We start from the raw sequence: 3,176 nt of genomic DNA, 5'->3' as shown, positions 1-3,176 counted from the left end.
ACCCGCGCCCCACCGTGAGGAGCACTGCCATGAACGACGCGTCCCTCTCCGCCGCCGCCCTCTCCGCCGAGGGCCTCGCCTCGGCCGACCTGCCCGTCGAGGAGCCCGAGGCCGGCACGACCGCCGGCGGCGGCGCTGCCCCGCTGAAGATCAGCGTGTACGGCACCGGCTACCTCGGCGCCACCCACGCGGTCGCGATGGCCGAGCTCGGCTTCGAGGTGCTCGGCGCCGACGTCGACCAGGCCAAGGTCGACGCGCTGGCCGCCGGCAAGGTGCCGTTCTTCGAGCCCGGGCTCGACCCGCTGCTCGAGAAGCACCTCGACACCGGCCGGCTGCGGTTCACCACCGACCTGGCCTCCGCGGCCGCCTGGGGCGACGTGCACTTCATCTGCGTCGGCACGCCGCAGATGAAGACCAGCCACGCCGCGAACCTGTCCTACGTCGAGTCCGCCGCGACCACCATCGCGTCGAACCTCACCAAGGACGCGCTGATCGTCGGCAAGTCGACCGTCCCGGTCGGCACGGCGGCCCGGCTGCGCGAGCTCGTCGCCGCTCACGTCCCCGCCGGCGTCTCGCTGGAGCTCGTCTGGAACCCCGAGTTCCTCCGCGAGGGCAAGGCCGTCGAGGACACGCTGCACCCCGACCGCATCGTGCTCGGCGGCACCTCGGAGCGGGCCGAGGCCACGCTGCGCGAGGTCTACGCCGGCCCGATCGCCGAGGGCACCCCGGTCGTCGTGACCGACCTGCCGACCGCGGAGCTCGTCAAGGTCAGCGCGAACGCGTTCCTCGCCACCAAGATCTCGTTCATCAACGCGATCTCCACGGTCTGCGAGGCCGCCGGCGCCGACGTCACCGTCCTCGCCGACGCCCTGGGCCACGACGTCCGCATCGGCCGGCAGTTCCTCAACGCCGGCCTCGGCTTCGGCGGCGGCTGCCTGCCCAAGGACATCCGCGCCCTCATGCACCGCGCGAACGAGCTCGGTGCCTACCGCGCCTCCGCGCTGCTGCAGCAGGTCGACGAGATCAACATGGGCCAGCGCGAGCGCGTGCTGGACATGGCGGTCGAGGCCTGCGGCGGCTCCGTGCTGAACCGGCGGATCGGCGTGCTCGGCGCCGCGTTCAAGCCGGACACCGACGACGTCCGGGACTCGCCGGCGCTGAACGTGGCGGCCGCGCTGCACCTGCGCGGTGCCCAGGTCACCGTCTTCGACCCCGAGGCCGGCGACACCGCGCGCCGCTCGTTCCCCACGCTGTCCTACGCCACCTCGATCGAGGAGGCCGTCGAGGGCACCGACGTCGTCCTGGTGCTCACCGAGTGGGACCAGTTCGCGAACGCGGACGCCGACAAGCTGGCGCCGCTCACCGCCACGCCCCGCGTCGTCGACGCGCGCGGCAAGCTCGACCCCGCCCGCTGGCGCACCGCCGGCTGGGAGTTCGCGGGTCTGGGGCGGCCCGCCGCCTGACGGGCGGCCACGGGACGGGGCGTCCCGGCTGGTCGGCGCGCGGAGGGAGCGCCGGCCCGTCGGGGCGCCCCTTCGTCGTGCCCGGCATCCGGACAGCCCGCGTCCGCGGGGTGAGCGGATCCGGGCCCCGGGCCTTGCGCCACGCGGGTGCCTGCCCCACCCTGGGACGCGACGCCCTCCGGGGCGGGCGAACCGCGCAGGAGCCGCTGCACCGCACACGCACCGCAGGCACCAGGCACCGCAGGCACCGCATGCCGGAGGTCTCCTCCTCCGCTCGACGGGACGACCCCGTCCGCCAGCACACCGCCAGAGCACCGCGCGCCGCGGGGGTAGGCCGTGTTCATCTTCATCCTCCAGGTCCGGCACACCGTCACCGACCAGCACGAGATCTACCTGTTCGCCGTCTTCTCCGCCCTGGTCTGGGCGCTGTGGCTGATCAAGGTCGTGCTGTCCCGGCGGTACCGGCCGTGGACCGCCCCGCACCACGAGACGACCAGCGTGGTGGTGCCCGTCGTCGACGAGCCGCTCGACCTGTTCCGGGACGTGCTGCGGCGCGTCGTCGAGCAGCGCCCGGACGAGGTGGTCGTCGTCGTCAACGGCGCGCGCAACCCCGGGCTGGAGCGGGTGTGTGACGAGTTCGCCCCGCTGCTGCGCTGGGTGCACACCCCGGTGCCCGGCAAGCGGAACGCGGTCCGGATCGGCGTGGAGTCCTCCCGGCACGACGTGGTCGTCCTGCTCGACTCCGACACGGTCTGGACGCCCGGCACGCTCACCGAGCTGGTCAAGCCGTTCGCCGACGCGCGAGTGGGGGGCGTCACCACCCGGCAGCGCGTCCTCGACCCGGCCCGGTCCTGGATCACGCGCTGGGCCGACTGGCTGGAGAACAGCCGCTCGCTCTACGCGATGCCCGCGCAGTCGGTGCTCGGCACGGTCGGCTGCCTGCCGGGCCGCACGATCGCGTTCCGACGGCACGTGCTCGTCCGGGCGATGCCCGCGTTCCTCACCCAGCGGTTCCTCGGGGTGTTCCTCGAGGTCAGCGACGACCGCACGCTGACCAACCTCACCCTGAAGCAGGGCTACCGGACGGCGTACCAGCACACCAGCCTGGTCTACACCGACGCCCCGCTCCGGGTCGGCAAGCTGTTCCGGCAGCAGCTCAGGTGGGCGCGGGGCTCGCAGTACAACACCCTGCGGATGCTGCCGTGGATGGTCCGGCACGCGCCGCTGCTCGCCGTGTTCTTCACCGCCGACATCCTGCTGCCGTTCCTGCTGCTCGGCACCATCGCGGGCTGGGTCTACCGGGCCAGCACCGGGACCGGGGTCAACCTGTACGAGGCGATGCTCGAGACGTACGGCGCCCAGCGCGGCTGGTACGCGGTGATCGCGCTGATGCTCGCGTCCTCGGTGCTGTCCATGACCATCCGGCAGATCCGGCACCTGCAGGAGGTGCCGGGCGACGTGCTGCGGCTGCCGGTGTACATCGTCGTCTCGACGCTGTTCCTCATGCCGGTGCGGCTGCTCGGGTTCCTGCGGATGGCGCACGTGTCCGGCTGGGGGACGCGCGCCGGGGCGTACGCGGGGGACGACGCGGACCGGGCGACGGCGGCCGGGGACGACGGGGTGGAGGCGGGCGCGGCGGCCCCGGGCGGGGCGGCGGTGCCGGGAGGCGGCGCGGCCGCGGTGCGGGTGGACGGCGGCGCCGCCTCCCGGCAC

Annotated in this window: 2 protein-coding genes; both read left to right on the top strand. The window is 74.0% G+C overall.

Going from position 1 to position 3,176, the window contains the following annotated elements; all coding sequences use genetic code 11:
• Positions 1 to 143 precede the first annotated feature (143 nt).
• The gene (locus MHY85_RS20650) at positions 144 to 1,463 is read left to right on the top strand and encodes a UDP-glucose/GDP-mannose dehydrogenase family protein (RefSeq protein ID WP_255733807.1); all 1,320 of its coding nucleotides are present in this window, start codon (positions 144 to 146) and stop codon (positions 1,461 to 1,463) included.
• A gap of 336 nt (positions 1,464 to 1,799) precedes the next feature.
• Positions 1,800 to 3,176 (top strand): glycosyltransferase (locus MHY85_RS20645; protein ID WP_239200276.1); only part of this gene is annotated, 1,377 nt, incomplete at its 3' end.

The sequence above is a fragment of the Cellulomonas sp. ACRRI genome, from assembly GCF_022346185.1.
In the GTDB taxonomy this organism is placed as follows: domain Bacteria; phylum Actinomycetota; class Actinomycetes; order Actinomycetales; family Cellulomonadaceae; genus Cellulomonas.
This window is presented reverse-complemented; position numbering and strand designations above follow the sequence as displayed.